The 24428-nt window shown below is 69.5% G+C and carries 21 protein-coding genes; 9 read left to right on the top strand and 12 right to left on the bottom strand.

The genetic code is table 11. From position 1 onward, the window contains the following. Positions 1-32: 32 nt before the first annotated feature. The 6 genes from E3T22_RS11715 to fdhA form a co-directional block, all read right to left on the bottom strand. On the bottom strand, positions 33-347 hold the full coding sequence (locus E3T22_RS11715; protein ID WP_088455679.1) for a DUF6457 domain-containing protein: 315 nt from the start codon (positions 345-347) through the stop codon (positions 33-35). 102 nt (positions 348-449) lie between these two features. Next, entirely contained in the window at positions 450-1052 is a 603-nt protein-coding gene (locus E3T22_RS11720) for an NADPH-dependent FMN reductase (RefSeq protein ID WP_088455680.1), read from the bottom strand. A gap of 129 nt (positions 1053-1181) precedes the next feature. Next, positions 1182-2375 carry a molybdopterin molybdotransferase MoeA gene (locus tag E3T22_RS11725; protein ID WP_088455681.1) on the bottom strand — a complete coding sequence of 398 codons (1194 nt, stop codon included), beginning with the start codon at positions 2373-2375 and terminating at the stop codon, positions 1182-1184. Beyond that, the gene (locus tag E3T22_RS19480) at positions 2375-2500 is read right to left on the bottom strand and encodes a hypothetical protein (protein WP_255453157.1); all 126 of its coding nucleotides are present in this window, start codon (positions 2498-2500) and stop codon (positions 2375-2377) included. Before E3T22_RS19480 ends, E3T22_RS11725 begins: the two co-directional genes overlap by 1 nt. Positions 2501-2502: 2 nt before the next feature. Continuing rightward, complete coding sequence (locus E3T22_RS11730; protein ID WP_134480640.1) at positions 2503-3234, bottom strand: molybdenum cofactor guanylyltransferase; 732 nt, start codon at positions 3232-3234, stop codon at positions 2503-2505. 137 nt (positions 3235-3371) lie between these two features. Further along, positions 3372-4589 (bottom strand): formaldehyde dehydrogenase, glutathione-independent, encoded by a 1218-nt coding sequence (gene fdhA / locus E3T22_RS11735; protein ID WP_088455683.1) that lies wholly within the window; start codon positions 4587-4589, stop codon positions 3372-3374. Positions 4590-4867: 278 nt separating this feature from the next. Between fdhA and E3T22_RS11740 the strand changes: the two genes are divergently transcribed. Beyond that, positions 4868-5992, top strand: a complete 1125-nt coding sequence (locus E3T22_RS11740; protein WP_088455684.1) for an AI-2E family transporter — start codon at positions 4868-4870, stop codon at positions 5990-5992. Positions 5993-6047: 55 nt separating this feature from the next. On the opposite strand, the gene E3T22_RS11745 is transcribed toward E3T22_RS11740, so the two are convergent. Next, positions 6048-7625 carry a Na+/H+ antiporter gene (locus E3T22_RS11745; RefSeq protein ID WP_240632420.1) on the bottom strand — a complete coding sequence of 526 codons (1578 nt, stop codon included), beginning with the start codon at positions 7623-7625 and terminating at the stop codon, positions 6048-6050. Between the two features lie 143 nt (positions 7626-7768). On the opposite strand from E3T22_RS11745, the gene E3T22_RS11750 reads away from it, so the two are divergent. From E3T22_RS11750 to E3T22_RS11770, 5 genes are all read left to right on the top strand, one after another. After that, entirely contained in the window at positions 7769-8626 is an 858-nt protein-coding gene (locus tag E3T22_RS11750; protein ID WP_088455685.1) for a class II fructose-bisphosphate aldolase, read from the top strand. A gap of 1 nt (position 8627) precedes the next feature. Then, a complete protein-coding gene (locus E3T22_RS11755) occupies positions 8628-9431 on the top strand; it encodes an HAD-IA family hydrolase (RefSeq protein WP_134409554.1) in 804 nt (267 codons plus the stop codon). Next, positions 9428-10117: a dihydroxyacetone kinase subunit DhaL gene (dhaL, locus tag E3T22_RS11760; RefSeq protein ID WP_088455687.1), complete on the top strand. Its 690-nt coding sequence runs from the start codon at positions 9428-9430 to the stop codon at positions 10115-10117. The genes E3T22_RS11755 and dhaL overlap by 4 nt, the downstream gene beginning before the upstream one ends. A 93-nt stretch (positions 10118-10210) precedes the next feature. Further along, on the top strand, positions 10211-11206 hold the full coding sequence (dhaK, locus tag E3T22_RS11765; protein ID WP_088455688.1) for a dihydroxyacetone kinase subunit DhaK: 996 nt from the start codon (positions 10211-10213) through the stop codon (positions 11204-11206). A gap of 47 nt (positions 11207-11253) precedes the next feature. Further along, the gene (locus E3T22_RS11770; protein ID WP_088455689.1) at positions 11254-11931 is read left to right on the top strand and encodes a maleylpyruvate isomerase N-terminal domain-containing protein; all 678 of its coding nucleotides are present in this window, start codon (positions 11254-11256) and stop codon (positions 11929-11931) included. 142 nt (positions 11932-12073) lie between these two features. On the opposite strand, the gene E3T22_RS11775 is transcribed toward E3T22_RS11770, so the two are convergent. Then, positions 12074-17569 (bottom strand): DUF4011 domain-containing protein, encoded by a 5496-nt coding sequence (locus E3T22_RS11775; protein ID WP_134480641.1) that lies wholly within the window; start codon positions 17567-17569, stop codon positions 12074-12076. Between the two features lie 285 nt (positions 17570-17854). On the opposite strand from E3T22_RS11775, the gene rpsO reads away from it, so the two are divergent. Beyond that, positions 17855-18124, top strand: a complete 270-nt coding sequence (gene rpsO, locus E3T22_RS11780) for a 30S ribosomal protein S15 (protein WP_088455691.1) — start codon at positions 17855-17857, stop codon at positions 18122-18124. 107 nt (positions 18125-18231) lie between these two features. Here the strand turns inward: rpsO and E3T22_RS11785 are convergent, their stop codons facing one another. Continuing rightward, entirely contained in the window at positions 18232-18864 is a 633-nt protein-coding gene (locus E3T22_RS11785; protein ID WP_088455692.1) for a hypothetical protein, read from the bottom strand. Beyond that, positions 18861-19184 (bottom strand): hypothetical protein, encoded by a 324-nt coding sequence (locus tag E3T22_RS11790; protein ID WP_134480642.1) that lies wholly within the window; start codon positions 19182-19184, stop codon positions 18861-18863. Before E3T22_RS11790 ends, E3T22_RS11785 begins: the two co-directional genes overlap by 4 nt. A 97-nt stretch (positions 19185-19281) precedes the next feature. On the opposite strand from E3T22_RS11790, the gene E3T22_RS11795 reads away from it, so the two are divergent. Next, positions 19282-20097 (top strand): fructosamine kinase family protein, encoded by an 816-nt coding sequence (locus tag E3T22_RS11795; RefSeq protein ID WP_134480643.1) that lies wholly within the window; start codon positions 19282-19284, stop codon positions 20095-20097. A 16-nt stretch (positions 20098-20113) separates the two neighbouring features. Here E3T22_RS11795 and E3T22_RS11800 read toward each other — a convergent pair whose 3' ends face one another. Continuing rightward, a complete protein-coding gene (locus E3T22_RS11800; RefSeq protein ID WP_134480644.1) occupies positions 20114-20668 on the bottom strand; it encodes a type 1 glutamine amidotransferase domain-containing protein in 555 nt (184 codons plus the stop codon). 257 nt (positions 20669-20925) lie between these two features. Here E3T22_RS11800 and E3T22_RS11805 point away from each other — a divergent pair, with 257 nt between their 5' ends. Further along, positions 20926-22464: an amino acid permease gene (locus E3T22_RS11805; protein ID WP_088455695.1), complete on the top strand. Its 1539-nt coding sequence runs from the start codon at positions 20926-20928 to the stop codon at positions 22462-22464. Positions 22465-22550: 86 nt separating this feature from the next. On the opposite strand, the gene E3T22_RS11810 is transcribed toward E3T22_RS11805, so the two are convergent. After that, entirely contained in the window at positions 22551-24260 is a 1710-nt protein-coding gene (locus E3T22_RS11810; RefSeq protein WP_134480668.1) for an alpha-glucosidase, read from the bottom strand. Between the last annotated feature and the right edge of the window lie 168 nt (positions 24261-24428).

Raw genomic sequence — 24428 nt, forward strand, 5'->3', positions numbered from 1 at the left:
CGGCTCTGGACTGACGGCTACTGGACTGACGACTACTGGGCGGTGTTCGCCCACCCGTCGTCGATGCCGCCGTCACCGCTCTTCCGGGTGGCCTGCCTGGCTACTCCAACGGCGCGCTCGACGGCGTCGGTGGTGGCCTGTTTGCTCGAGGTGCTCGTCATGCCGGCCGCGTATCCCACCAGGAAGGTGCTGATCGGTCCGCCGGCAGGGCCTACGGCGCGGGTGGTCTCGGCGGCCAGGTCGAGTAGCAGCGGGTAGTCGACCTTCAGGTCCAGAATCTGCAGTGCCTGGGTCAGCCGTTGACTCAGGTCGTCCAGCCGGCCGGTGTCGTTTTCGGGGGCGTTCATGGGGTCTCCTTCTGGCCGGGTACGGCACGGAACGTGCGCTTCAGGAATAGCATCTCAGCGGCGGCGCGGCAATCGTTCGGGCTTCCCCCGGGACTGTCTGCGTCATTTTCTGGAGTTCGGGTCCTCGTCACCGATGTGTCCAGGCGCGTTCGCGGTGAGCACCCGTTGCACAAAAGCCGAATACTCCTCCATATAGTGGCGAAGGAATGACCGGGTGGACTCGTCGGTGACCTCGCCGTTGGGACCATAGACGGCAGCGTCGAAGCTGATGTAAGCCTCGGGCGAATTCAGCTGAGGCGCATCGAGGAAGCTCAAGACGCTCCGCATCGACGACTGCATGACCGCGGTTCCGATGCCGCCAGGGGACGCGCCGATGATGCCGGTGGGCTTGCGTGCGAAGGAATTGGTGCCCCACGGCCTGGACCCCCAGTCGATCGCGTTCTTCAGAGCGCCGGGGATCGAGCGATTGTATTCCGGGGAGACGAAGAGGATCCCGTCCGACGAGTCGATGGCCGCCTTGAGGGTCCGGCCGGCCGGCGGGAAGTCCGCGTCGAAGTCCGGGTTGTACAGGGGCAGGTTCCCGATCGTGATCTCGGTGAATTCAAGCTCCTCAGGGGCGAGAGCGATCAGCGCCGTGGACAGGGTGCGGTTGATGGACGTGCTGCTCAGGCTGCCAACGAAGTAGCCGATTGTGTAGGTCGCCATGTCTGACTTCTTTCCCGAATCTGTCGACAGGGCATCCGAAGTTCACGCAGCGGACCCACGGCCTCCATATCTGTCGATCCCTTCCGGTTTAGCACTCCGACCCGGTCACCGACAGGGTCAGCACTCCGGCTACCAGGGCAGCGGAATCGTGGCGACGGGCTCGGGGGAGCACGCACCGCCGGCCGGCACCACGGCCACACCGTCGGCCTCAGCGAGTCCGCGCAACATGCCGGAACCCTGACGCGCCGTCGGCACCGCGCCGTCGTCCGTGAGCCGGTACGCCACCAGCCGAGTCGACCCGCTGAGGTTGGCGATGTCGTGCGCGAGGGTCACTCGGCCCAGCGGCACCAGCGGGCGGCCGAGCATACCGTCGATCAGCGGTACGCCCAGGCTGGCCAGCACGAGCATCGCGGCCAGCGGATTGCCGGGCAGGCAGAGCATCAGGCGGCCGTCGGCGAGGCGGGCGAGCATCACGGGGTGGCCGGGGCGCATCCGCACGCCGTCGATGAGCACTGTGGCCCCGAGTGCGCTGAGTGCGGCGCGCAGGTGGTCGGCCGGGCCGCGGGCGCTGCCTCCGGTGCTGATCACCAGTGCCGCGGTGCTCGATCGGATGGCGTCGATGGTCAGGTCGAGGTCGTCGGGCAGCCGCCGCAGTGCACTCAGCCGCACACCCAGTCCGCTGAGCAGGGCCGGAAACTCTGGGGAGTACGCGTCCCGCACCTGCCCGGGACCGGGGATGCCGGACTCGATCACCTCGGTGCCGAGCAGCAGCAGCTCCACGGTCGGCTGTGTGGTCACGGTGAGGGTGTCGTGGCCCGTCACCGCAGCGAGAGCGACCCTGGGAACCGTGAGCAGGCAGCCGGGCTCGAGCATCCGTTCGTCGAGTCCGCATTCCTCACCGCGGGCGCGCACATGCTCGCCGCGTGCCGGCTCGTGTGCACCGGTGTGCGCCGAGCGGATGAGCGTGGGCACGGTGCCGGCCGCAGACCCCGGCACCAGCTCACCGTTTTCCGTGCGCAGGATGCCGTGGGTGCCGGCGGGCACGCAGGCGCCTGTGGCGATGGGCCGCGCGGTCCCGGCCGCGAGGACCCTCGTCGGCGGAGGGTCACCCGCCAGGATCGGTTCGCCCAGAATCCACGGTTCGTCGCCGCTGACGGCCCAGCCGTCCATGGCCGAGGACGCGAAGCTCGGCAGGGCGGTCAGCGAGTGCACCGCGCCGGCAAGGGTGCGCCCGACGGCGTCCGGGAGCGCCACCATCTCGGTGGCGCGGGGCATCTCCGCGCCGGCCCTGTGCACGGCGGCCCTGGCCTCCAGCCACTCCATCAGAGGACCACGCCGCGGGCCTGGTTGCCGGTGTCGCGTGAACCGATTCGGACCGATCGGCCGGTGTGGATCATGGGCATGACGGGCTCCTCGAGGATGGTCGACGACAGTGTCGCCTGAGTCAAGGCTAGCCAGTATTAGGAAGGACGATGCCGAGCCTGGCCGCGTCGGCCGGGGTGTCGACGTCCTCGGCCAGGGCGTCGGGGAGGCGCAGTTCCACCAGGTTGAGTGGGCCGATCAGGCCCATCACCGAGAGGTTGTCGGCCGGACGCAGCAGCGCGGAGGAGGCCAGGGCCGCACGCCGGTAGACGGCGAGCAGCGGTTGGCGCCGGCCGGCGGCATCGACGCTGATCAGGCCGTCGATGGATCGGTGCGCCACGGCGTCGGTCTGCGCGGCGTGGGCCGGCGGGGCGGTCAAGAGCCTGTCGAGTTCGGCCAGCAGGTACGGCACGGCGTCGTCAGCGTGCACGAGGTCGCCAGCGAGCACCACAATCCACTCCGCAGAACCTGTGCCCGCGGAACCCGTGCCCGCGGAGGCGCCGCCGGAGTCGCGGGCCAGTGCCTCGAGGCCTGCCACCATCGCGGCGGCCGGACCGCCCCAGCGCGGCTGCTCGACGGCGCGCAGCACATCGGCGGGGAGGTCAGCGTCTGATCCGACCACGCAGGTGCGCCGACAGCCGGTGGTCGCGGCCAACACTCCGTCGAACAGGCTGCGGCCTCGCCAGACCAGGGCGGTCTTGTCGATGCCGCCGAGCCGCCTGGCCCTGCCGCCGGCGACGATGATCGCGTCCCAACCCAGGCCGGAGCCGTCCGTCCGCTCAGCCTCGGAGGGCGTGGTGGGGGTGTCATGGCGGGGCATCGGGGCGGTCCTTGCGCTCGGAGCCGCAGGTACGCGACCAGATCAGGCTACCCGCGCCCGGCACAACACGCCGGGACCGGGCCGCGTGCTGCGGCCCGGTCCCGGATGCTGCCTACAGGCCAGTCAGGTCTGAGATCTCAGTCCTTGAGATAGCCGTTCGGGTTGAGCACGTACTTCGTCGCCGCACCCGCATCGAACTCGGCATACCCGCGCGGGGCATCCTCGAGGCTGATCGGCTGTGCGTGCACGGCCTTGGCGATCTGCACGCGGTCGTGCAGGATCGCCATCATCAGCTGCCGGTTGTACTTCATCACCGGGCACTGCCCGGTGGTGAACGACAGCGACTTGGCCCAGCCGGTACCCAGGCTCAGCGACAACGAACCCACCTTGGCTGCTTCCGTCGCAGCTCCCGGGTCGCCCGTGACGTAAAGCCCCGGAATACCGAGCGCACCGCCGGCCGCAGTGATGCTCATCAGCGAGTTCAGCACGGTTGCCGGCTTCTCAGTTCCGGCATCCTTGCCGTGTCCGTGCGCTTCGAATCCGACGGCGTCGACCGCCGCATCCACCTCCGGCACCCCCAGGATCTGTTCGATCTGATCCTGCGGCTCACCCTTGGTGAGGTCAACGGTCTCACAGCCGAAGCTGCGGGCCTGTGCGAGGCGCTCGGGGTTGAGGTCACCCACGATCACCACGGCGGCACCCAGCAGCTGCGCCGAGACTGCCGCGGCGAGTCCTACCGGTCCAGCGCCGGCGATGTAGGCCGTTGAGCCCACGCCGATGCCGGCGGTGAAGGCACCGTGGAACCCGGTCGGGAAGATGTCCGACAGCATGGTGAGGTCGAGGATCTTCTCCAGCGCCTGCTCCCGGTCGGGGAACTTCAACAGGTTCCAGTCCGCGTACGGGACCAGCACGTACTGCGACTGCCCGCCGACCCAGCCACCCATGTCGACATACCCGTACGCACTACCCGGACGGTCCGGGTTCACGTTCAGGCAGACACCGGTCTTGCGTTCCTTGCAGTTGCGACAGCGACCGCAGGAGATATTGAACGGGACCGACACGATGTCGCCGACCTTGATGAACTCGACGTCCCGGCCGACTTCGACTACCTCGCCCGTGATCTCGTGGCCGAGGACCAGACCCATCGGAGCCGTGGTGCGTCCGCGCACCATGTGCTGGTCGGAGCCACAGATGTTGGTGGTGATGGTTCTCAGGATGACACCGTGCTGAACCTGGCGGCCGATGTTCGCCGGGTTGACGCCGGGTCCGTCCTTCAGCTCGAAGGTGGGGTAGTCGATGTCGATAACGTCGACCTTGCCCGGACCTTCGTAAGCAACTGCTCTGTTTCCTGCCATTATTTGTATCCTCCTTGATACCTGTCGTGACACCTGAACCGGTCGGTTCGCGCTTGTGGCGCGGCATCCTCAGTGGTGTTCCTCGGTGGTTCGCTCTCAGCAACACAGGGCGCCGGAACACCCTCCATGGCACTCCACCACACTGGGAATTTCAAGGGTGTCGGTGGAGCAAAACGTGTGTATCGTGTGGGTGTCGAATCCCAAAATCCGCCTGTGGCTGTGCACAAACTCGCGCGTTTTACCGGGCTATGTCGGGGAACCTTGTTTAGGGTGGTCACATGCGAATTCCCGACAACACCGGCGCCCGCAGGGCCGAGCCCCGAACCGACGGTCCGACGACGTTGCGCACCTTGCTGACCGACAAGCTGGGCTGGCTGGGCCTCCGCAGCGGGCAGATCCTGCTCGCTCTGGCGCTCGTCGCCGTGGTGATCTTCATCCTCGTGCAGGTGAAGCTCGTGGTGATCCCGCTGCTGATCGCGATCATCCTGGCATCCGCTCTGAGCCCGGTCATCGGATGGCTGCGCCGCCGGGGGTTGTCGCCGATCCTGGCCACCTGGGTCACCCTGCTGACCGCCATCGTCGTGTTCGGCGGAATCGTGACCCTGATCGTCGTCGCCGTCGAGAACCAGTGGAGCGAGCTGGTGACGAGCGCCTCTGACGGCATCGACCAGCTGTTCACCTACCTCACCGAGGGGCCGTTGGCCCTCGACTCCGCCCAGCTCGAGGACTTCCGCGACCAGGGCATCGACTTCCTCACCAGCAGCCAGTTCGGCTCCGGGGCCCTCGCCGGGGTGTCTGTGGCGACCGAGATCATCACCGGCGCCGTGCTCGTCGTCGTGATCCTGTTCTTCTTCCTCAAGGACGGCGACGTCATCTGGAAGTTCTTCCTGCGCCCGTTCCGCGGCGAGCGCCTGCAGCGCGGTCGCCGCATCGGCACCACCTCGGTGCGGGTGCTCGGCGGGTACGTTCGCGGCACGGCGATCATCGCCTTCGTCGATGCCGCCGCGATCGGCATCGGCCTCGCCGTGCTCGGGGTGCCGTTGGCACTGCCGCTGGCGGTCATCGTGTTCCTCACGGCCTTCATCCCGCTGATCGGTGCGACAGTGGCCGGTATCCTGGCCGCTCTCGTGGCGCTCGTTGCCACCGACTGGGTCATCGCGTTGATCGTGGTGGGCATCGTGATCGTCGTCAACCAGCTCGAGGGCAACTTCCTGCAGCCCGTGGTGATGGCACAGTCCCTCAAGCTGCACCCGCTGGTGATCCTCGTCGCCTTGACCGCCGGCACCATCGTGGCCGGCATCATCGGTGCCGTGCTCGCCGTGCCCATCGCCGCCGTCGGCTGGGCCATCGTCAAGACCTGGAACGAGCCGCCGGCGCTCACCGGGCAGGCCAAGCTGGCCTAGCCGCTCGCCCGGGCCGTTTGGCCGCGAGCACGATGGTGCTCCGCGCGCCGCCACCTCATTCCTGGTGCTTGGGCGACCCGGCTTTGAGCGCGGACTCCTCCACATCGATGAAGGCCAACGCAGAGCGGATGGCCGGCTCCTGGTAGCGGCCGTCCGCCCGGGCGGTCAGCACGGCCTCCCGCTCAGCCTCGATCATGGCCCGCCGCAGCCGGTTGTACGCGGCCGGCAGCGGCTCCGCCTCATCCGGAGCCGGGTTGTCGAGCGCATCCGCGAGGAACACGGCGTTGGTGCGCAACCGGCCGATCACCCGGTCCTCGTCGGCGTCGGTCACCTCGGTGTCGAGCCGGGCCAGGCCGGCGGTCTGCGCCTCGGCCAGGAGCATCTGCGCCTCGATCCTCTCCTGGGTCCGGTCCGGCGGCGGCAGGCGCAACCGGCGGATGATCCACGGCAGCGCCAGCCCCTGCAGGAGGGTGCCGACCACCACCACGAAGGCCAGCAGCTGCAGAAGTTCGCGCTGGGGTGTCTCCGGGGGGAGTAGGAAGACCGCCGCGAGAGTGACCACCCCGCGCATCCCCGCGAACGACACGGCCACCCCGGTGCGCCAGCTCCAACCGCGCTCCCGCAACCGCCGCGGTCCGTACCGATAGATCGACGTGGTGATGGCCATCCACACGAAACGCGACACGAGCAGGGCGGCGAGGATCACCAGAGCGATCCACACCGTGGTCCAGAACCCCGTGCCGGTGAGCCGCACCCCCTCAAGAATCGACGCCAGGTTGAGGCCGATGAACAGGAACACGGCGTTCTCCAGCAGGAACTGGATGGTGCGCCAGTTGATCGACTCGGCGATGCGGGCCTCCGCCGACTGGATCACCGGCGCACGGTAGCCCAGGAAAAGGCCGGCGATCACCACCGCCAGTACCCCAGAACCGTGCACCAGCTCGCCGAGGATGAACGCCAGGTACGGCGTCACCAGCGACAGGCTGGTGTCCAGCACCGGCGCGTGCAACTGCCGACGGATCACGGCCAGCACGAACCCGACGGCGAGCCCGACGCCCACACCGCCGACGACAGCGACGACGAAGTCGCCGGTCACCGAGAGCGGGCTCACCGTGCTCAGGATGGCCGCGATCGCCGCGTTGAGGGCCACCAGCGCGGTCGCGTCGTTGAGCAGGCTCTCACCCTCGAGCACCGTGACCACCCGCCGCGGCAGGCCCAGCCGCCCGGCGATGGCCGTGATCGCCACGGCATCCGTCGGTGCCACGACGGCGCCGAACGCGAACGCGGCAGCGAGCGAAATCGCCGGCACCACCAGCCACGCGGTCAGCCCCACTGTCACGACGGTGAAGGCCACCAGGCCCACCGACAGCAGCAGGATGCCGTCCCGCCGGGCCCGCACGTCCACGATCGACGTGCGGATGGCCGCCGCGAACAGCAGCGGGGGCAACAGCCCGTAGAGCACCAACTCCGGCTCGAGCTCGATGCGTGGCACCGACGGCAGGAACGACGCGGCCGCGCCGACGACCACCAGGACGAACGGCGCCGACCAGCCGATCCGCCGGGAGAAGCCGGTCACCGTGACGGTGACCAGGACGAACACGACGATCCAGACAATGGTGCTGACGGGGTCCATAGCGACAATTATGCGCGAGCGCCGCGCCGCCGCGGGAGGGCTGTGCGGCGAGGGGTGCTGCAGCATCCAGTCACGTCCGCCATTGCCCGTTGGTGTGTTGACGCCTACGATCCCCAGCAAACACGCGAGGAAGCGAGGCGCACATGGCCGTGAGCACTCTCAAGGAGATCGTCGATCGTGCGTTCGCCGAGAAATACGGCGTTCCCGCGATCAACGTGGTGAACGACCTCACGATGGAGGCGGTGCTGGCCGGGGCCGTCGAAGCCCGCTCGCCGGTGATCGTGCAAACCTCGGTGAAGACCGTCAAGTCCATCGGATCCGACGTGCTCTTCGCCATGTGGTCGGCGATGACCGCCGGCATCGACGTGCCCGTCGCGCTGCACCTGGACCACTGCCCGGACCGGGATGTGATCACCGAGTGCCTCGAACGCGGCTGGAACTCGGTGTTGTTCGACGCCTCCACCCTGCCGGTGGAGGAGAACCAGCGCCAGACCATCGAGGTGGTGCGGCAGGCCCGCACGTTCGGCGCTCACGTGGAGGGCGAGATCGAGTCCATCACGGGCGTCGAAGACGGTGTGGGCAGTGACACCGAAGCGGCCAGGCAGAGCCTCGCGGTGTCGCTCAGGTTCCTCGAGGCCACCGGCGTGGACGTGTTCGCGCCGGCGATCGGCAACGCGCACGGGGTGTACAAGCGGGAACCGGTGCTCGACTTCCAGCGGGTGAGCGACCTCGTCGCCGCCCACCCGATCCCGATCGCCCTGCACGGCGGCAGCGGCATGACCGACGCCCAATTCACCGACCTCATCGCTCGGGGCTGCGCCAAGGTGAATATCTCCACGGCACTGAAGATCACCTACATGAAATCCAACCTCTCCTTCCTCACGGATGCCCAGGCGCGCGACAAGTGGGACCCACCGTCGCTGTTCGCGAAGGTGCGCACCGACATCGTCAACCTCACCAGGGGACTGGCCGAACAGTTCGGCAGCGCGGGGAAGGCCTGAGATGCCGGCACTGATCTTCGACTGCGACGGGGTGCTCGCCGACACCGAACGGGACGGCCACCTGCCGGCGTTCAACCAGACCTTCGACGAGTTCGGGGTGCCCGTGCACTGGAGTGACGCCGACTACGCCGAGAAGGTGAGGATCGGCGGGGGAAAGGAACGGATGCGGAGCATCCTCACCCCGGACGTCGCCCGGCAGCTGGGTCTGCCAGAGGACCCGGCGGCCTGGGACGAGACCATCCTGGCCTGGCACCATCGCAAGACCGCGATCTACACCGAACGCGTGGCCGCGGGGGTGCTGCCGGCCCGGCCCGGCATCCGTCGCCTCGCCGAGGAAGCCGCCGCGGCGGGCTGGACCCTCGCCGTGGCCTCGACCTCGGCCGAGGCGTCGGTGCGGGCGGTGCTCACCCACGCGGTGGGGCCCGACCTCGCTGCGGGGTTCCACGTCTTCGCGGGCGACATCGTTCCGGCAAAAAAGCCCGCGCCCGATATCTACCTGTATGCCCTGCGTGCGCTGGGCGTCGACCCGAGCGAAACGCTGGTGATCGAGGACAGCGAGAACGGGCTGCGGGCCGCGCTCGCCGCCGGGCTTGCGACCGTTGTGACCGTGAGCAGCTACACGGCCGACGAGGACTTCGACGGCGCCGCCCTCGTGGTCTCGTCCCTCGGTGACCCCGCCGGGCCCGCCGCCGAGATCCTGGCCGACCCGGCCGGCATCCACCCCGGCCCGTATCTGCGGCTGGCGGACCTCGTCACGATCCTCACCCTGCCCGGCACCTCAAGAACAGGAAGCGAGACCCCATGACCAGCCTGGCCGACACCGAATTCGTCGTGCACAGCATCGCCCAGACGGCGGTCGACAACGAGAAGGAGTTCGGCGACCTCGACGCCGTCGTCGGCGACGGTGACTTCGGCTATTCGCTCGCCAGGGGCTTCGAAATCGTCCTCGCCGACTGGGACGAGTACGACCGCAGCAGCCCGAGCGCGTTCCTGCAGAAGGTGGGCATGGTCATCTCCGGGCGGATCGGCGGGACCTCCGGGCCGCTCTGGGGAACCGCGTTCCTGCGGGCGTCCCTCGCGGTCAAGGGCAGGGACGAGGTGCGCGGCGGCGACGCCGTCGCGATGCTGCGCAGCGCAATCGCCGGCATCAAGTCGCGCGGCAATTCCGACGTGGGCGACAAGACCCTGCTCGACGCTCTCGTGCCGATGACGGATGCCCTCGAGGAGGAGGTCACGGCCGGCACCGACGCGCCCGCCACCCTGCACCGCATGGCCGCGGTCGCCCGGCAAGCCTCCGACCAGACCGCCATGATGCAGGCCCGTCGGGGCCGGGCCAGCTACACGGGGGAGCGGAGCATCGGCTCGCCGGACCCCGGCGCGGTGGCGGTGGCCGTGATCCTCGAGCGGCTGAGCGCCGAGTGGGATGCCCGGGTGGGTTCATCCGCCGGCACCCCGAACGACGCGGAACGGCCATCCAGTCACACGGACTGAGCGTCGCACCGCACACGCACACGCACCCGTATCCGAAAGGCACACGCACCGACCGAGCACACGACCGACCGAGCACCGCCCAGAGAGGGAGCCATGAAGAAATTCGTCAATGATCCGAAGCAGTACGTTCCGGAGATGCTCAAGGGCATCGCGCTGGCCAACCCCGACACACTGAAGTATGTGCCCGCGTACAACCTGATCATGCGAGCCGACAGCCCGAACCCCGACAGGGTGTCGATCATCCAGGGCTCGGGCTCCGGGCACGAACCGGCGCACGTGATGACGGTCGGCAAGGGCATGCTCGACGCGGCCTGCCCCGGCGACGTGTTCTCTGCACCGCCGATGGACTACGTGTACGAGACCACCAAGCTGCTGGCCTCTCCTAAGGGTGTGCTGTTGCTGGTGAACAACTACACGGGCGATCGGATGGCCTTCGAAATGGCGCAGGAGCTCAGCGCCGCCGACGGTGTCAACGTGAAGACCCTGTTCATCGACGATGACGTCGCCGTGCAGGACTCCACCTACACCGTGGGCCGGCGCGGGGTGGCGGGCAACTTCTTCGTGATGAAAGCCGTCGGCGCCGCCGCCGAGCAGGGCGCGGACCTGGACGAGCTGGTCCGGATCGGGGAGAAGGTCGACAGCGTCACCCGCACCATGGGGATCGCCCTCACCTCCTGCACCCCGCCGGCGAAGGGATCACCGCTGTTCGAGCTCGGCGACGATGAGATCGAGGTGGGTGTGGGCATCCACGGTGAACCCGGCCGGCGGCGGGCCAAGCTCACCACGGCCAACGAGATGACCGACGAGATGCTGGATGCCGTCGTGAAGGACCTGCCCTATGTGGCCGGCGACAGGGTGGCCCTGATGATCAACGGGCTCGGTGGAACCCCGATCAGCGAGCTCTACATCCTGTTCGGGCGGGCGCACGAGCGGCTCACCGAGCTGGGCATCACGGTGGGACGCAGCTACGTGGGTGAATACTGCACCTCCCTCGACATGGCTGGGGCGTCACTGACCCTGGTGCGGCTCGACGACGAGATCGAGGCGCTGCTGGCGGCGCCGGCCGAAATCGCGGCGCGAGTGTTCTAGCCCGGCGCGTTCTGCACGAGCGGGCACGGTGCGGCTACTCTGTGGGCATGAGTGAGACTCCCAGGGACTGGTCAGACGCGGTTTTCGCTTTCGATTCGGCCGCGAGGTGGTTCGTGGCGGTCACCGCAGGCATCGCCGAGCGCGCCGCCGGGGATGACGAGGTCTGGGGGCAGTTGGGCCTGGGCGAGTGGAGTGTGCGCGACCTCGTCGGGCACACCAGCCGGGCCCTGTCCACCATTGAGGCCTACCTCGACCTCGCGGCAGAGGAGGATGCCGTCGGCGTGGCCGCCCCGATCGAGGTGACCACGCCGGCGGCCTACTTCGAGCGCGCGCTCGCCGCGGGAACACCCGAGCTGATCGCGCAACGCGGTCGGGAGACCGCCGCCACCCTCGGTGCCCAGCCCGCGGTCGCGGTTGCGGAGCTCGCCGCCAGGGTGCTGGCCCGGGTGGCCACCCTCGACGGCTCCGAGCCGGCGGATACGCCGGCCGGGCGCATCCGCATCGCCGAGTACCTGCCGTCGCGCACCCTGGAACTCACCGTGCACACGAGCGACCTGCTGCAGAGCCAGGGAGTACCCGCCGCCGACCAGACCGTGCCCGAGCCCGCCGCCGCCGCGACCCTGCACGTGCTCGCCGACCTGGCCGCCCACAAGGGCCTGTCCGCACCCCTGTTGCGCGCCGCCACCGGCCGTGCCCCGCTGCCCGCCGGGTTCTCCGTGCTCTGAGCGCACTATCGTCACGGCCCGTGTTGCTCCCCGCGGCCCGTGTTGTGCTCGGCGGCCCGCGTTAGAACGGGTGCCGGCGGGACGACGACGTGCCGCGGGAGCGTAGACCTGCCGCGAGGGAGGCCAGGCCGCGGCGGCTCGGCTACGCCAGGGCGGCGGCCTCGTGCGCCTGGCGGGCGGCGTCGAGAGCGTCGAGTTTCTCGGCGAGACGATCCAGCACCGCGTCGCGGTCGTCCAGCCACTCGGGCAACCACACCCGCTCCACGGCCGGCCAGCCCATCAGCCTGGAGAGCACCTCGACGGGCAGGCCGTCCCGGTCCGAGACCGTGCGGCGGGCGGCCCAGGTGGGGCCGTCGAGCAGCACGGCCATCACCGGATGCCCGGGCGCCCCGGTCGTGGCCACACTGAGGTCCACCCGGAAGTCGGACAGCCCCACGTCCGCCTGCACCGCGAAGCCGCGCTCGCGCAGGGCCTCGGCGATCTCCTCCCGGTGCCGGTCCAACGCCCCGGACTGGCGCAGCGGGGTGGCGAGCCCGTCGGCGCCGCCGGCGGCCAGGTCCAGGTAGGCCCGCAGGTCTTTCACCCCGGCCGAGATGGTCTCTTCGGCGCGCAGGTCGGCGGGCGCGAAGCTGCTGAACACGATCACCTGGCGCCGGGCCCGGGTGATCGCCACGTTCAGGCGCCGTTCGCCGCCGGGCAGGTTGAGCGGGCCGAAGTTGAGCGGCAGCCGGCCCGAGGCATCCGCGCTGAACGCCGTGGAGAACAGGATGGTGTCGCGCTCGTCACCCTGCACGTTCTCCAGGTTCTTGACGAACAGGCCGTCGGTGTCGGTGTCGAGGGCGTGCACGATGCGCTCATCGCCGCTGTCGCGGAGGCTGCCCTCGATGAGGGCCCGCTGCTGCACGTTGAAGGTGATCACGCCGATGGACGGGGTCTCTTCGGGCTCGGCGGCGAACCTGGCCAGGATCTCGGCGACGATGGCCTGGGCCTCGACCGGGTTGGTGCGCAGCGACTTGCCCTTACCGCTGCGGAGGAACTGACCGTCGACCCGGCGGAGGCTCACACCGTAGCCCGCGGAGCCGGAGCCGGAGCCGGGGCCGGAGCCGGAGCCGGCATCCGTGCCCGCACCATGGTGCGGAGCCGGGAACGAGGACAACCGGTCACGGTAGTACGCGCGGTTGCTGAAGGCGATCAGCGACTCGTCCTGGCTGCGATAGTGCCAGGACAGCCACTTGCTGGGTACCTGCGCCTGCACGCACTCCGACAGGATCGACTCCTCGTCGCGCACGAACTCGAGGGTGTCGCCGTCCTCCTCGCCGGAGCCGATGGTCGACTCCGCGAACGAGGTGGGCGGCATCTGCTTGCTGTCACCCACGACGACCACCGACCGGGCCCTCCCCATGGCGCCGACGGCGTCGGACACCCGCACCTGGGAAGCCTCGTCGAAGACCACGATGTCGAACAGGCCGGCCTGGGCGGGGAAGAACCTGGCCACCGACTCCGGGCTCATCAGCATGCACGGCAGGATGTCGGTGATCAGGTCGCCGAACTCGTGCATGAGCTCACGCACTCCCATGCCGCCGCGCTGCCGGTCCAGCTGCCTTTTGAGCAGGCCGAGCCGGGCCGCCGTCTCGGTGCCCGGGTTCCCGGAGTCGCCGGCGGCGTCCGGGGTCGCGCCGATGGTGCGCCGCCGCAAGACGCTGTACGGGATGAAGGTGGGCAGGTGCCGGCGCACCGCACCGGATGACGTGGTGAAGCGGGTGATCGACCGGTTCTGGGCGGCGGCGTCGAACTGGTCCAGGGTGGTGGCCGAGCCGCGTTCGGCGACGGATGCCGTGGCGAGCCCCTTCTCGAACGCCAGACCGGCGTCGTCGGCGTCGACCTCGCCGCGGAGCACAGCGGTGTGCGCAGCCGGGAGCCCGAGCCGGGCCAGCGGTTCGAGGTGCTCGAGCAGGGCGATCCACCGGGTGAGGGTGGGCAGTCCCGGTGCCTGGGCGTCCCGTTCCTCGCGGCCGCGGGACCAGACGGCGACGAGGCCGCCGTCCGCGGCCCAGCCTGCCATGGCGGCCGGTCCGGCGCCGGTGGCCGTCATCACGGCCTGCAGGGCGAGAAGCGCACGGTTCAGTGCGGTGGCGAGTGCGGCATCCGGTTCGGTGCTGGCGTCGAGGTAACCGCGCAGGGCGGCCACGAAGTCAACGCTGAGGTCGCGGTGCTCGGATGCGACGACACCACCGGCCCAGCGCAGCCAGGCCAGGCGGGCGGCGAGCTCGTCGCGGCCGGTCGGGCCGGTCTGCGTAGTCTGCCCGGTCTGCGCCGGAGCAACCGGCGCGGAGCCGACCAGGGGGTTCCAATCATCCGCGATGCTCACGCCATCCACGGCCAGCACCAGGCCGCGCAGGGCGTGCAGCCGGGCCTGGCTGTCGGCGAGCTGGCCGGTGACGGTGGTGAGGGAGCCGAGGGGCAGCTTCGCCCCTGGCCGCATCTCCGCGGCCAGCCGCGCGAGCACGGCCTTCCGTCGGCCGCGACGGCCGAAGAAGCTCGAGGCATCCGCCGCCTGCGCGTCCCGGTGCAGGGCCGCGGCGTCCAGCCGCAGTGCGCCGGGTTCGAGCACGGTCAGTGCCGGGTGTTCGGCCTGCACAAAGGTGCCGGTGGCCTGTTCGGCGGCGGCCGCGGCCGAGGCCCAATCCGGGGAGCGGGTGCCGTCCAGGGTGACCAGCGGCACCCGGTCGGCGGCGGCGAGACTGCTCAACGTGACGAATTCGGTAGGGCTCGCCGCGGCGGCCACGACGCTCGCCGCGGCGCCAGAGCCGGCCGTCTCGTCGGCGCGGGGGAGCGCGGCCAGGGCTTCGTCGAGCTCCAGCGCGGCGCGGGCAACGGTCGCCAGGTCGAGGGGGCCGGCGGGCGGCGTGGTGATGAACGCCCACGGATGCTGCGGCCGCGGCCGGGCCGGATCGGTCACATCGGGCAGATCCCGCAGCATCCGCCGCAGCTCGTCGAGCTCGTCGGCCGTGATGCGCGCGGGCAGGTCGGCCGGCACGGGCAGGGCCCGCACGTCGACGTCGGCGGTGAGCTGTGCGGTGCGGGCGGAGTAGAAGGACAGGCCGGCGCCGTTCTGTTCGTGCAACCTATCGGTGTACCTGGCCAGGCTGCGCCGGGCGGTGCCGAGCACGTCGAGGTCGTTCTTCAGCCCCTGGCCGTCCACCGTCACCTCGTGTTCGAGAGCCTGCCGGATTTGGGCTCGCACCGTGGCGGGCTTGCTGGCCTTGTCGTGCAGGTCGAGCGCGAACGGGCCCATGCCCACCTCGTTCAGCCGGGCCTGCACCACCTGCAGGGCCGCGCGTTTTTCCGCGACGAACAGCACCTTCTTTCCCTCATAGACCGCGCGGGTGAGGAGGTTGGTGATGGTCTGCGACTTGCCGGTGCCGGGTGGGCCCTCGAGCACGAAGGTGCGCTCGGCGATGGCCTCGGCCACGGCGGCCAGCTGCGACGAGTCGCCGGGCACCGGGCACTCGGCGCCGAGAGCATCGAGGTCGGCGGGCGCAGGCAGGGCCACCGGGTCGACGAACGGCTGGGTGGGGGTATGCACGAGGTGGCTCACCAGGGAGTTCTCGGCCAGGGTCTGCCAGTTCTCGTCGAGGTCCTTCCAGAGGCGGAACTTGGCGAACTGCAGGATCGACAGGTCGAGGGTCTCCTCGACCCGGTAGGGCAAACCGGCCGCCAGCAGCGCCTCGCGGGTGGCGCGGAACGCAGCGGCCAGGTCGATTCCGGTCGCGTCGGCGGCCGGGGTCGCCAGGCCGTCGATCGTGAGGCCGTGCAGCTGCCGAAGCTTCTCGAGCAGGCAGTAGTTGGGCGTGGACGCCCCGGCCTCGTCGAGCCGGACCCGGTAGTCGCCGCCGCGGCCGGCCGGTTCGAGCACCACCGGAACGAGCACCAGGGGGCTGCGGAGCTCCCGGTCGTTCGCGGTCCAGACCAGCGAGCCGAAGGCCAGGTAGAGATTGTTGGCGCCGGTCTCCTGCACCACGGTGCGGGCCTTGTAGGCCAGCGCCCGCAGCTTGGTGGCGTAGGCGGCGTCGGTGACGTCGGCGTACACGGCCTTCTTGTCGGCGAGCAGGGCCGCGAGCTGGTCGGCGGGCAGATCCCGGCCGAATCGGATGCCGCGCTCCCGGTCGGTCGTCGTCATCCGGTCGGCGGGCAGCAGGGTCAGCCCGGCACCATCGGTGACGAGGTCTTCGACGCCGGCCAGGTGCTGGTCGGGCACCGTCAGGGCCAGGGCGCCGCGTTCGGTGAAGTTGATCAGTCGGTTGCGCAAGCTCAGGTCGAGCAGGGCGTTCTTCCACTGCGAGATACGCGGCGGCGTGCTCGAGGAGCGGCCGGACGGGGCGACTGCGGTGGGCGCGTCGGCCGCATCGTTCGCGGCCGCATCCGTTTCGTTGACGACGACGGGCCCGCCGGGCGAGACCCCTGCCGGCCGGTATTCGGTGACGACCACGGTGCCGTCGGCGGTCACGGTGCGCGCCGGCAGCGGCAGGATGTGGGTGCGCCGCGACCGCACCACGTCGACCACTCCGATCACGGTGGCCAGGTCCGCGAGCCAGTCCAGATACGGCGAGCGCTGGGCCTGGGCGAAGGTGACCGGAGTGCCGGTGTCACGGTCGGTGACCTGGGTGGTCTCCACGAGCCGGATCAGGTCGAGATCGATGAGGTTGATCACCTCGGCCACGTCGGTGAGCGCGGGCGCGCCGAGGGTCTCCTCTTCGCGCCAGTAGCCGAGGAAGGCGTGCCCGGCGACCACCCAGAGCAGCGGATGCAACCCGGCCTGCTCGAGGGCGGCGGCCATCACCACGACGGTGTCGAGGCAGGTGCCGACGCCACCCGACGTGCCCTCGCCGGTCGTGGTGCCCAGCACCTCGCCGGGCGTGCGCACCTTCTGGCCGTCGTCGGACCAGCTGGCCGGCGGGGTGGCGTAGCGGATGGTGCGGGACCGCATGGCCACGAACACCGCCTCGACCACCTGGTCGACCCTGTCCGGGCCCGACTGGTAGCCGGGCATGGCCGCCGACCCGGTGCGGGCCTCGAGCGCGGCAGCGGCCTCGGCGAGCAGGGTGGCGATCTCGGGGTGGTTGGGCAGCACGTGCGCCGAGAGCATCTCCAGCGCCAGGTCCACCGGCTGGGCGATCCACTGCTGGGCGGCGAGCAGCTGGATGGGCTCGCCCGCCTCGGCGACGACGACGCCGGCCACGAGCAGGCTGGCCCGGATCTCGGCCGGGCGCTGCTCCTCGATGAGCAGCATCGCGGTGGGGTCGACGGTCAGGGAGACATCCGTAAAGGTCAAGGTGCGCTCAGCGGCGAGGTCCACGAGCAGATCACGGGCGGTACCGAGGGTGTCGCCGGCGCTGAGCACCTCGAGCCGCAGCACGGCCTCCCGCACGGCGGGCCCACGGTTGTCGACGCCCACCCGGCCGACCACGTTGATGCGATTGTGCGCCAGGGCATAGCTGAGCACCGGCGTCGCGGTGAGCGAGAGGGTGATGTCGCCGTTCGTGGCCGGGCGGCCCGTATTCAGTGCGGTCGAGTCCAGTGCGGCCGAGTCTGGTGCAGCTGAGTCCAGGGTGGTCGAGTCCGGGCCGGTCGATTCCATGGGTGCTCCTCGTGTCGTGCGGGTTGGTGCTGGTGTTACTCGGCCCCCGTGCGGGGGACCATTCAATCATCGGCGAGTGTGAGCCCGACGTGGTGCACCCCGTGCCCGAACGAACCGGTGTGTCCGGTGTCACGCCCGCGCTCCCGCCGGGGAGGGGAACCCCGATCCGAACGGGTTGGCCGAACTCTGCTAAGATCTTGAGGTTGCCGTTCAACGGCCGCGGATAAAGAGAGCTCAGGCATTCTGCCCCGAGCACCGCGCAGTGAGAGAAAGGGGATCCCATCTATGGCACTCGAAGCTAATGCTAAGAAGGCGATCATCGAAAAGTACGCTACCCACCCGGGCGACACGGGTTCCCCCGAAGTCCAGATTGCAATGCTCACGCAGCGCATTCTTGACCTCACGGAACACCTCAAAGAGCACAAGCACGACCACCACTCGCGTCGTGGCCTGCTCCTCCTGGTTGGTCAGCGTCGCCGTCTGCTCGGCTACCTGTCCGACGTGGACATCAGCCGCTACCGCTCGCTCATCGAGCGTCTCGGCCTGCGCCGCTAGGTAGTAGCCGAATGGTTCGCTGATAACGCGATCTTCTTCGAAACGGGCCGTCACCCTTGAGGTGGCGGCCCGTTTTGTGTACCCCGGATGCCGTCAGGCCGCCGCTGTCAGGCCGGCTCGGCCGCCGAGTCCAGTGCCCGGGTGTAATAACCCCACGGGAACGTCGTCTCGCCCACCAGACGCCAGCCCTCGGCCTCGAGGTGTCGTCGAGCCGCGTTTCCCGGTGTCCACAGCAGCCGGCGGTGCTCCCACTGCCGGTCCGAGGCCTCCAGCACGTGGTACAGCGTGCCGTAATCCACGACGTGCCAGCCGCGGCGGCCCTCGATCGCCAGTATGGCCATCTCGTCGAACGCGGTGACCGGGCTGAGCACCTTGCGGCGCGGATGCCCGGGCTCGCCGTCGTGCGCGGCCGCGGCCGGGCCGGCGGAGCCTGTTTGGCTCGCCGAGGAGAATCGCTGCTGGGCGGCCTGCCGGCTTACCCCGAGCACCCGGCCCAGGGCGTCCCAGCTGTGCCCGGCGGCCCGCGCGCCGTTGATCGAGTCCCGCAGCAATCGGCTGGTTTCCTCCGCGGCGGTGCGGCTGGCACCGACCAGACGGAGGTACGCATCCGGGTCGCTCTCGAGGTCGGCGCGGAGACCGGTCGGGCTGCCGAGCACCGCTTCGGCGACCGCGTCGCGCACCGCGGCGGCCTCTGCGGCCGTCAGCGACGTCGGTGAATGTTCGGGTGTCGGCGCCGTCATCGCTCGTCCGTCCGCTGGTCACGACGTTGGGCAAGCCGCTGTCCCGCGCTGTCGGCGTCGGTCGCGTCGCGCAGCGGTTCCAGGTTGTCGAGTGCCACGGTGTCGCGCAGCCTGGCCACCCTCTGGCGGCCGATCTCGGTCCACAGGATGACGGTGACCAGCAGAACGCTGAGCATTCCGGTGAGGAAGCCCAAGACGGAGTCGGCCGGGTCGTGGTCGACGAGGATGGCCGCGGTGGAGAGTGCGGCGATCGCCACCACTCCGCCGACCACGGCCGCGGCATACCAGCGCGGGCGGGAAAGGGAACTTTTTGTGTTCATGTGTCAAGGATGCATTGACAGCGAAGTTCTGTCAAGCAATCCTTGACGCACCGGTCTCCCCGTAGCGCCGGATGGGGCAAGCGGTAAGAGTGGAGGGATGAATGACTTCGTCAGCTCACCCGGCGGCGACCCGCGGGGCTTCGACAAGCGGCACCACGGTGCCCCCTCCGGCTTCTTCGAGGCCGAGGCCGCCGGCCTGGCTTGGCTGGCGATACCCGGGGGAGTGCGCACCGCCCAGGTGCTCGACCTCGAGCCCGGGCACATCGTGCTGGAGACCATCGACGAAATGCCACCCAGCCGGTCGGCCGCGCGAGCGTTCGGCGCGGAGCTGTCGGTGACCCACTCGGCCGGCGCCGCGGCGTTCGGTGCCCCACCCGACAACTGGAGCGGCCCGTTGTTCATCGGTAATCGGAGCCTCCCCAGCGCTTACGAGAGCGACTGGGGAGTGTTCTACGCCCGCTACCGGGTGCTGCCGTACCTGGATATCGCCGTCGACGTGGGCGGGATCACGGCCCGGCAGGCCGAGGCCGTGCACGCGGCCTGCGCGCGCATCGAGGCCGGCGACTTCGATGACGGCGCCCCGCCGGCCCGGATACACGGCGACCTGTGGACCGGCAACGTGTTGTGGTCCGCCGACGGGGTCGTGCTGATCGACCCGGCCGCGCACGGCGGCCACCGCGAAACCGACCTGGCGATGCTCGCCCTGTTCGGCTGCCCGTACCTCGAGGAGATCACCGCGGGCTACGAGTCGGCATCGCGGCTGGTGCCGGGCTGGCGGGCGCGTACGCCGCTGCACCAGCTGCATCCGCTGGCCGTGCACGCGGCCGGACACGGCGCGGCGTACGGCCGGGCACTCGAGCAGGCCGCCGAAGCCGTGCTCGAGCTACCCGCCGCCCACCCGCCCGCGGAGTGACCGGCCGGGGTGAGGGCTACAGCGTCTGCCCCGCGTGGGTGCCTTCGCGCGCCTCTTCGATCACCTTGGCGTTGAACGCCGGCAGGTCGGCGGGGGTGCGGCTGGAGACCAGGCCCTGGTCCACCACGACTTCCTCATCGACCCAGGTGGCGCCGGCGTTCTGCAGGTCGGTCTTCAGGCTCGGATACGAGGTGAGCGTGCGCCCTTCCACCACGCCGGCCTCGATCAGGATCCAGGCGGCGTGGCAGATAGCCGACACCGGCTTGTGCGCGGCGAAGAAGTCCCGGGTGAAGGAGACCGCGTCCTCGTCCATGCGTAGGTGATCGGCATTGACGACGCCGCCGGGCAGCACGAGAGCGTCGAAGTCGTCGGCTTTTGCCTCGGCGACGGCCAGGTCGACGTACTGCGAGTGGCCCTTCTTGCCCGTGACGCTTTCGGTGGCGGGGGATACCAGCACGGCGGTGGCGCCCGCATCCGTCACGGCCTGCCAGGGGCTGGACAGTTCGCTGTCTTCGTAGCCATCGGTGAGTAGAAAAGCGATGCGCTTGCCGGAAAGCTCGGTGGTCGTCATGGTTCTCTCCCTGTCATCGGTGTTCACGATCGTGTTCGCCGGCCGGGTGAACCGGACGACCATTCCACGGTAGCCACGAGCCGGCGCGCCTGCAGGGAAACTCACGAAACATTGAGGTTGCACCGGCACCCGAATCGGTATCGCTTGCCGGGCCCGGCCCGGCCGGCAGGGCTCTGCAGCGCCGGGTTGGGACTTTTGGTCTGCCACTGGTGGACGTGTCGCCCTAAACTTGAGCTTTACACGGAATGGACACCCCCATGAGTCTCTGGCGCACGAAGAGCATCGAGTCATCGATCGAGGATTCCCTGGAAAAGGGGCACAGCCTTAAACGCACCCTCGGCACCTGGGACCTGATGATCATGGGAGTCGCGGTCGCCGTCGGCGCCGGTATCTTCTCGGTCGGTGCCAAGGCCGCCGGCAGCTACGCCGGACCATCCGTGACGCTCGCCTTCGTGCTCGCCGCCGTCACCTGCGCCCTCGCGATCATGTGTTACGCCGAGTTCGCCTCCGCCGTGCCCGTGGCCGGCTCCGCGTACACCTTCACCTACGCCACCCTGGGCGAGTTGTTGGCCTGGATCATCGGCTGGGACCTGATCCTGGAGATGCTCACCGCCGCGGCAGTGATCGCCAAGTACTGGGGCATCTACCTCAGTAACGTCTTCGCCCTCTGGAACTGGGACATCCCCGCCACCATCAACGTGATCGGGCTCGACGTGAGCTGGGGCGCGTTCGTGATCGTTGCCGTCTTCACCACGCTGTTGGTGCTGGGCACCCAGCTCTCCGCCCGCGTCGCCAGCGTGTTCACCATCATCAAGGTGGCGATCGTGCTCTTCGTCATCGTCGTCGGCGCGTTCTTCATCAACCCGGCCAACTACTCGCCGTTCATCCCCGAGTCGGTGCCCACCACGGATGGCGTCGGCAGCGACGTCTGGACCCAGTCGCTGTTCTCGTTCATGACCGGCGCCGCCCCGGCGCAGTACGGCATCTTCGGCCTGCTCGCCGGCGCCTCCCTGGTGTTCTTCGCCTTCATCGGCTTTGACGTGGTTGCCACCAGCGCCGAAGAGGTCAAGAACCCGCAGAAGACCCTGCCGCGCGGCATCTTCGCCGGCCTGGCCATCGTCACCGTGCTCTATGTCGGTGTCAGCCTCGTACTCACCGGCATGGTGCCGTACACCGTGCTCGCCGATGACCCCAACGCGTCGCTGGCCACCGCCTTCATCGCCGTGGGCGCCGGCTGGGCCGCCCAGGTCATCTCCATCGGCATCCTGGCCGGCCTCACCACGGTGATCATGGTGCTGCTGCTCGGGCTCTCGCGGGTGCTGTTCGCCATGAGCCGCGACGGCCTGCTGCCGCGCTGGCTCAGCGTCACCTCGGAGAAGCGCCGCACGCCGGTGCGCATCCAGATCATCACCGGCGCGGCGGTCGCGCTGATCGCCGGACTCACCGACGTGGGTGTGCTCGAAGAGATGATCAACATCGGCACCCTGTCGGCGTTCGTGCTCGTGAGCATCGCCGTCGTGGTGCTGCGCAAGAAGCGGCCCGACCTCAAGCGCTCGTTCAAGGTGCCGCTGTCGCCGTTCCTGCCGATCCTCTCGGCAGTGCTCTGCTTCTGGCTGATGCTGAACCTCACCACCCTCACCTGGGCGCGTTTCGCGGTCTGGCTGGCCCTCGGCTTCGTCGTCTACTTCGCCTACGGTCGCCGCCACTCCCTGGTGGGCATCAACGCCAAGCTCATCGTCGACGCGACCCGCCGCGAGGAGATCGAACGCGAGGAGCGCTCGCTCAAGGGCAAGTAGCCGCGCAACTGTTCCTCAAGCGGACTTCTGCGTCCGGTACGCCGGACGCAGAAGTCCGCTTCGGCACCGGAAGCGAGCGGATGCCGCTAGAGCCGATACAGGCGGGCCTCCCACGGCCGGAGCGCCGCGGAACCGTCACCGGGATAGTTGCCCAGCAGCAGCTCGGCACCGGAGATGTCATCCGGCAGCCATTCGCCCTGCACCGTCAGCGGCGCATCCGACACGTTCGCCAGCACCAGCAACGTCACGCCGTTCAGGATGCGGGTGAACGCGTACAGCTGCTCGTGGTCGGGTTCGATCAGCTCGAACGCTCCGAGCGCCACCACCGGATCGGTGTGCCGCAGCTGGATCAGCCGCTGGTAGAACGCGAACACGCTGCGCGCGGCTGCCCGGTCGGTCGCCACGTTGATGCGCGGAAAATTCGGGTTGGCCGCGAGCCACGGCGTTTCGGTGCTGAACCCGGCGTGGGCCGAGTCGTCCCACTGCATCGGTGTGCGCGCGTTGTCCCGCCCCATGGCGTGCACCCCGGCCAGCACACTCGCCGGCGACTGGTCGAACTGCTCCACGGCCTCCCGGTAGTGGTTGAGTGACTCGATGTCCCGGTAGTGGTCGATGGTGTCGAACGTCACGTTCGTCATGCCGATCTCTTCGCCCTGGTAGATGTAGGGCGTGCCGCGGTGCAGGTGCAGCACCAGCGCCCACAGGGTGGCCGACTCGTACCGGAACTCGGTGTCGTTGCCGAACCGCGACACCAGCCGCGGCTGGTCGTGGTTGTTCAGGTAGAGGCTGTTCCAGCCGGTCTCCGCCAGGCCGACCTGCCAGCGGGCCAGGCTCTGCTTCAGCGGCACCAGGCTGCGCGGCAGCGGGTCGAACTTGTGCATGCCCTGGTCGAGCGAGACATGCTCGAACTGGAAGATCATGTCGACCTCGGCGCGGGCCGCATCCGTGAACAGCACGGCATCCTGAATGCTCACACCGGGCATCTCGCCCACGGTCAGGTGCTCTCCGGTGCGGCCGGCGAACACCGCCCGGTGCATCTCCTGCAGGTACTCGTGGATCTGCGCGCCCGTCGGCGAACCACCCCCGGTCGCCGCGGCCGGCCCGCTCACCAGCTCCACCTGCTTGGCGATGAAGTTGATCACGTCCATCCGGAACCCGTCCACGCCGCGGTCCAGCCACCAGTTCATCATCGAGTAGACCGCCTGGCGCACCTCGGGGTTCTCCCAGTTGAGGTCGGGCTGCTGCGTGGCGAACAGGTGCAGGTAGTACTCACCGGTGGTCTCATCCAGGGTCCAGGCCGGGCCGCTGAATGCGCTGCCCCAGCCGTTCGGCTCGGCGCCGGCCGCGCCGGGCCGGCGCCACCAGTACCAGTCGCGCTTGGGGTTGTCGATCGACGAGCGCGATTCGACGAACCACGGATGCTCGTCGCTGGTGTGGTTGACCACCAGGTCCATCACGATCTTGATGCCGAGCTCGTGGGCCTCGGCCAGCAGCAGGTCGAATTCGGCCAGACTGCCGAACACCGGGTCGATGTCCTGGTAGTCGCGGATGTCGTAGCCGTTGTCGTGCTGTGGGGACGGGTAGACCGGCGAGAGCCAGATCGCGTCCACGCCGAGCTCGGCGAGGTAACCGAGCTTGCCGCGCACCCCGCCGAGGTCGCCGACGCCGTCGCCGTTGGAGTCCGCGAAGCTGCGCGGATAGACCTGGTACACCACGGCCGTGGTCCACCACGGCGCCGCGGTGTGCGGGCCGTCCTGGGTGTCGGCGGGGTCGGTGCCGGCGGTGCGGCTGTGCAGATTGGTCACGGGGTCCTCCCTGGCCGGGGCCGGCGCGGGCGCGGGCGATCCGGTGTCACGCGAATTGGTTTAGCTGCAGAAAAAAGTCGTCCGTCCAATGTAGCGTCCGGTGTTCGGGCGGCACCACTGCGGGGGTGCCGTGGGGTGGTGCGCCAGTCGGTGCGCCGG

The sequence above is a fragment of the Cryobacterium sp. TMB3-10 genome, from assembly GCF_004402305.1.
GTDB lineage: Bacteria > Actinomycetota > Actinomycetes > Actinomycetales > Microbacteriaceae > Cryobacterium > Cryobacterium zongtaii.

Excerpts from the sequence above, each read along its gene's own strand:
- E3T22_RS11755 (WP_134409554.1), top strand. The coding sequence starts at position 8,628 with ATGCCGGCACTGATCTTCGACTGCGACGGGGTGCTCGCCGACACCGAA.
- E3T22_RS11775 (WP_134480641.1), bottom strand. The coding sequence starts at position 17,569 with ATGGAATCGACCGGCCCGGACTCGACCACCCTGGACTCAGCTGCACCA.
- E3T22_RS11720 (WP_088455680.1), bottom strand. The coding sequence starts at position 1,052 with ATGGCGACCTACACAATCGGCTACTTCGTTGGCAGCCTGAGCAGCACG.
- E3T22_RS11770 (WP_088455689.1), top strand. The coding sequence starts at position 11,254 with ATGAGTGAGACTCCCAGGGACTGGTCAGACGCGGTTTTCGCTTTCGAT.
- E3T22_RS11785 (WP_088455692.1), bottom strand. The coding sequence starts at position 18,864 with ATGACGGCGCCGACACCCGAACATTCACCGACGTCGCTGACGGCCGCA.
- E3T22_RS11730 (WP_134480640.1), bottom strand. The coding sequence starts at position 3,234 with ATGCCCCGCCATGACACCCCCACCACGCCCTCCGAGGCTGAGCGGACG.
- E3T22_RS11790 (WP_134480642.1), bottom strand. The coding sequence starts at position 19,184 with ATGAACACAAAAAGTTCCCTTTCCCGCCCGCGCTGGTATGCCGCGGCC.
- E3T22_RS11750 (WP_088455685.1), top strand. The coding sequence starts at position 7,769 with ATGGCCGTGAGCACTCTCAAGGAGATCGTCGATCGTGCGTTCGCCGAG.
- E3T22_RS11795 (WP_134480643.1), top strand. The coding sequence starts at position 19,282 with ATGAATGACTTCGTCAGCTCACCCGGCGGCGACCCGCGGGGCTTCGAC.
- E3T22_RS11740 (WP_088455684.1), top strand. The coding sequence starts at position 4,868 with ATGCGAATTCCCGACAACACCGGCGCCCGCAGGGCCGAGCCCCGAACC.
- dhaK (WP_088455688.1), top strand. The coding sequence starts at position 10,211 with ATGAAGAAATTCGTCAATGATCCGAAGCAGTACGTTCCGGAGATGCTC.
- E3T22_RS11725 (WP_088455681.1), bottom strand. The coding sequence starts at position 2,375 with ATGGAGTGGCTGGAGGCCAGGGCCGCCGTGCACAGGGCCGGCGCGGAG.
- E3T22_RS11715 (WP_088455679.1), bottom strand. The coding sequence starts at position 347 with ATGAACGCCCCCGAAAACGACACCGGCCGGCTGGACGACCTGAGTCAA.
- E3T22_RS11800 (WP_134480644.1), bottom strand. The coding sequence starts at position 20,668 with ATGACGACCACCGAGCTTTCCGGCAAGCGCATCGCTTTTCTACTCACC.
- E3T22_RS11805 (WP_088455695.1), top strand. The coding sequence starts at position 20,926 with ATGAGTCTCTGGCGCACGAAGAGCATCGAGTCATCGATCGAGGATTCC.
- E3T22_RS11745 (WP_240632420.1), bottom strand. The coding sequence starts at position 7,625 with ATGGACCCCGTCAGCACCATTGTCTGGATCGTCGTGTTCGTCCTGGTC.
- rpsO (WP_088455691.1), top strand. The coding sequence starts at position 17,855 with ATGGCACTCGAAGCTAATGCTAAGAAGGCGATCATCGAAAAGTACGCT.
- dhaL (WP_088455687.1), top strand. The coding sequence starts at position 9,428 with ATGACCAGCCTGGCCGACACCGAATTCGTCGTGCACAGCATCGCCCAG.
- fdhA (WP_088455683.1), bottom strand. The coding sequence starts at position 4,589 with ATGGCAGGAAACAGAGCAGTTGCTTACGAAGGTCCGGGCAAGGTCGAC.